Origin of the sequence: Roseovarius sp., from assembly GCF_018066915.1 — a bacterium.
Taxonomy (GTDB): Bacteria; Pseudomonadota; Alphaproteobacteria; order Rhodobacterales; family Rhodobacteraceae; genus Roseovarius.
The window spans coordinates 1-3,369 of sequence record NZ_JAGPVV010000201.1 but is presented as its reverse complement, the minus strand read 5'-3'; the positions used below and the strand labels follow the sequence as shown (position 1 = coordinate 3,369).

3 protein-coding genes and 1 pseudogene are annotated in these 3,369 nt (G+C 56.8%); 3 read left to right on the top strand and 1 reads right to left on the bottom strand.

What is annotated here, in order from left to right; all coding sequences use genetic code 11:
• On the top strand, positions 1 to 646 hold a 646-nt coding region (locus tag KBT70_RS11005; RefSeq protein ID WP_363270480.1), incomplete at its 5' end, for a rhomboid family intramembrane serine protease.
• Between the two features lie 243 nt (positions 647 to 889).
• On the opposite strand, the gene KBT70_RS11000 is transcribed toward KBT70_RS11005, so the two are convergent.
• On the bottom strand, positions 890 to 1,609 hold the full coding sequence (locus KBT70_RS11000) for a hypothetical protein (RefSeq protein WP_045320533.1): 720 nt from the start codon (positions 1,607 to 1,609) through the stop codon (positions 890 to 892).
• Between the two features lie 103 nt (positions 1,610 to 1,712).
• On the opposite strand from KBT70_RS11000, the gene KBT70_RS10995 reads away from it, so the two are divergent.
• On the top strand, positions 1,713 to 2,642 hold the full coding sequence (locus tag KBT70_RS10995; protein ID WP_240311250.1) for a LysR family transcriptional regulator: 930 nt from the start codon (positions 1,713 to 1,715) through the stop codon (positions 2,640 to 2,642).
• 262 nt (positions 2,643 to 2,904) lie between these two features.
• A pseudogene (locus KBT70_RS10990) lies at positions 2,905 to 3,369 on the top strand (helix-turn-helix domain-containing protein); the annotation flags it as partial.

Genomic DNA, 3,369 nt, shown 5'->3' with positions numbered 1-3,369 from the left:
AATAGCTGGATGTTTCGGTACTGGTGCCCGGTCTACTGTCGCCAACATGATGAACCGGGATCACATGCGTGCCTTCTTTCAGCGCGCCGCGGCGCTTGTCGCCTTTGTCGCACTGCTCTGGGCGGTTCACCTCCTCAATTGGATTATCGGTTACGGCTTGAACCCGGCCTTCGGCCTGATCCCCCGGCACGTCAGCGGATTGGATGGTGTCATCGCCATGCCCCTCCTGCATGGAAGCTTCGCGCATCTTATGGCCAATACGCCACCGCTCCTGGTGATGGGTGGGCTGCTTGTGGCAACGACCACGCGAGCCTTGCTGCCGGTGAACGCCGTGGTGATCGGCCTCGGCGGCGGTCTTGTCTGGCTGTTCGGAAGCTCGGCCATCCATATCGGCGCGTCAGGGCTCGTCTTCGGCTGGTTTGGCTTCCTCGTCGCGCGCGGCCTCGTGGATCGCTCACTGATCACGCTGGGCGCGGCACTGGTGGTCGGTTTGCTCTACGGCTCCATTCTCTGGGGCGTTCTTCCGGGTCAGCCTGGCGTCTCGTGGGAGGCTCATCTGTTCGGCGCTTTGGCCGGCGCGGCCGCTGCATTTCTTGTCCGAACGCATGTCCATGCGCCGCGTCTGGGCGACGTCGATCTGGATTGAAGCAGTACGCCTGACTTGGTCGGCCCTAAGCTGCCGCTCGGCGAGCTCTCCGGCGCTGGAGCGCAGCTGCACTAGAACGGTCATTTGCATAGGCGGCAGAATTTTCAATGGGTAAGCATCAGCAGACTGGGATAAAATGCCATTTCGCTGCGGTTAATCGACCGACTTGGCTTTACTCTCAACTCAAATAGCAAAGTGCCCGATGGGTTGCACCGGGCACTTCTTTGTTAACGCAGCTCGAGATTACTTGGCAGCAAGGATGTCGAAATTGCGGACGTTTGCCACCACACCATCGTCCCATCCGCCCGAGACCAATTCCGAAGCCCTTTCATTCAGTAGCCCGGCGACCTGTCCGGCAAAATGCGCTTCGCGGCCAGCATCGTCGGCAAAGATGTCGAAGATGGCAAAGTTGTTCTCGTCAATTTGCAGCGCCGCCCAGAACAATGTCATGGGTTCGGTATCTGCGACGATGGGGCCGGCGGCGGTCAGCAAGGCTGCCAATTCGCGGCCTTTCCCCGGCGCAGCTTCAAGCTTGATGTAAGTTGCGGTCGTTGCCGTGGTGAGATCAACCGGCGCCTTGACCGACAGGACATCGGAGTTGTTGATATTCGCGACAACACCTTCGTCCCATCCTCCGTCGACCAGTGTGTCGGCGTTTTGGTTCAAAGCCGCAGCAACCGCTCCTGAGAAGTGAGCGTTCCGTGCCTCTTCATCTGCAAAGATGTCAAAGATTGCGAGCGTATCGTTGGCTTGCAGAGCAAACCAAAGGACGGTGCCCGGCTCTGTGTCCCGCACGATAGGTGCGGCACCCGCCAGAAACTCCGCGAAAGCTTCGGACTGGCCTTCGGCGGCGGGCATGGCGATGTAGCTGGCGGTATGATTTTCCATTGGATTGTCCTGTGCAGTTGCAGAAGTTGCGATCAGAGCCAGTGCGGCGAGTGTCTGAAGAATTTGCGATTTCATGGTCGGCCCCTGCTTTGAAGTGCATCGTGTTTGGTTTCGATGCACTCTTGTCCCATGCCGGATGCGGTGGACTCCAATTCCGAAATGCTATTCTTTGATAGACATGGACTATCGAACTTGTTTTGATGGCGCGGCCGGAGATGTGACGGAGAATGCGGCGATGGAAATGAACCAGATCAGATACTTTCTCGCTGTCTGCGAGCACCGAAACTTCACCCACGCGGCCAGTGCCTCCAATGTCTCCCAACCTTCCTTGACGACTGCGGTCAAGAAACTTGAAGACGAACTTGGAGGTGACCTGTTTGTCAGAGACCGTGCAGGCTGCAGGCTGACCGCGCTGGGAAAACTCGTGCAGCCAAGATTGCAGAGAATATACGACGAGACGCGACAGGCGAAGGCCGAGGCAGTCCGTCATATGCGGTTGGAGCGAGTTCCTATCACTGTCGGTGTCGGCGAAACGATTGGCCACAGCAGAATTTCGGCAGCTATGGAGCGTATGCGCAAGCGCGTGCCGCAAGCCGAAATCGAATTGATCGTTGCGTCATCCCACGAGCTTCTTTCCGGGTTGCGAGATGGTGACTTTGACGTTGTCGTCACCGCGGACAAGGTCAGTGAAGACCTCTATCGTATAGACATTCTCTATGAAGAGGACTACAAGGTCGTGGTGTCAAAGTCGCATCCATTGTCTGAACTAAATACAATTTCTCTTTCGACGCTTGCTCAAACTGACATGCTTGACAGACTGAATTGCGAAATGCGGGATACTTTACATGGAACCTGCGCAGATCAAGGTTACGACCTCTACGCGGCCTATCGGTCAAATCGCGTGGATTGGTTAATCGAACTTGCCCGGCAGGGTTCGGGTGCGGTGATCCTACCAGCCACCGCTATTCCATCAGACATGGGCCTGGTGTCGAAACCCATCGATGGCCTTGAAATAACACGAACTGTTTTGGCCGTTCGATATCGGCACCAAACGACGAGATCAGAAACAAATGATCTGATCCGTGAGATTATGCGCACGCCAGCATAACGACGCCGGTTATCGACCCGGGCGCATCGTGTATCATTCTGCAATTAGGGCTCAAACGATGCTTTCGTGCCATCAGGCTCGACTTACGAGTGGTTCTGAAAATGGGGGCAGGTCAAACTGGCGCTGACGCTGAGACAATAATTGTCGCAATTGTGTTTCGGCGTGCAATTTTGACCCCTTAGGGCGGGGGATCGGCATCCAATTTTGATCCCCCTGATATTCTGTCAAACCGTTCGTTGCGAGGCAGCGAGCGGAGAGAGGGATGAAGCGGGTGGATACGATTTCACGGGTCCGGCGGGCCTACTACGTCCAGAAGTGGTCTGTGAAGAAGATCGTGCGTGAACTGCACGTGTCGCGGAATACTGTGCGCAAAATCCTGCGGACGGACGAGACTGACTTCAGCTATGAGCGCGAGCGGCAACCGATGCCGCGGATCGGGCCCTGGCAGGGACAGCTCGAGCAATTTCTGTCGGCCAATGCGAACAAGCCGTTGCGTGAACGGCTGACCCTGATCCGGATCTTCGAGGAGTTGCGCGGGCTCGGATATGAGGGTGGGTATGATGCCGTTCGCCGGTTTGCGAAGAGCTGGTCGCAGAACCGGGGAGCGGTGACGGCGGAAGCCTATGTGCCGCTCTACTATGCGCCCGGCGAGGCTTATCAGTTCGACTGGAGCCACGAGATCGTTGTGATCTTGGGTGTTACGGTGACGGTTAAGGTGGCGCATGTC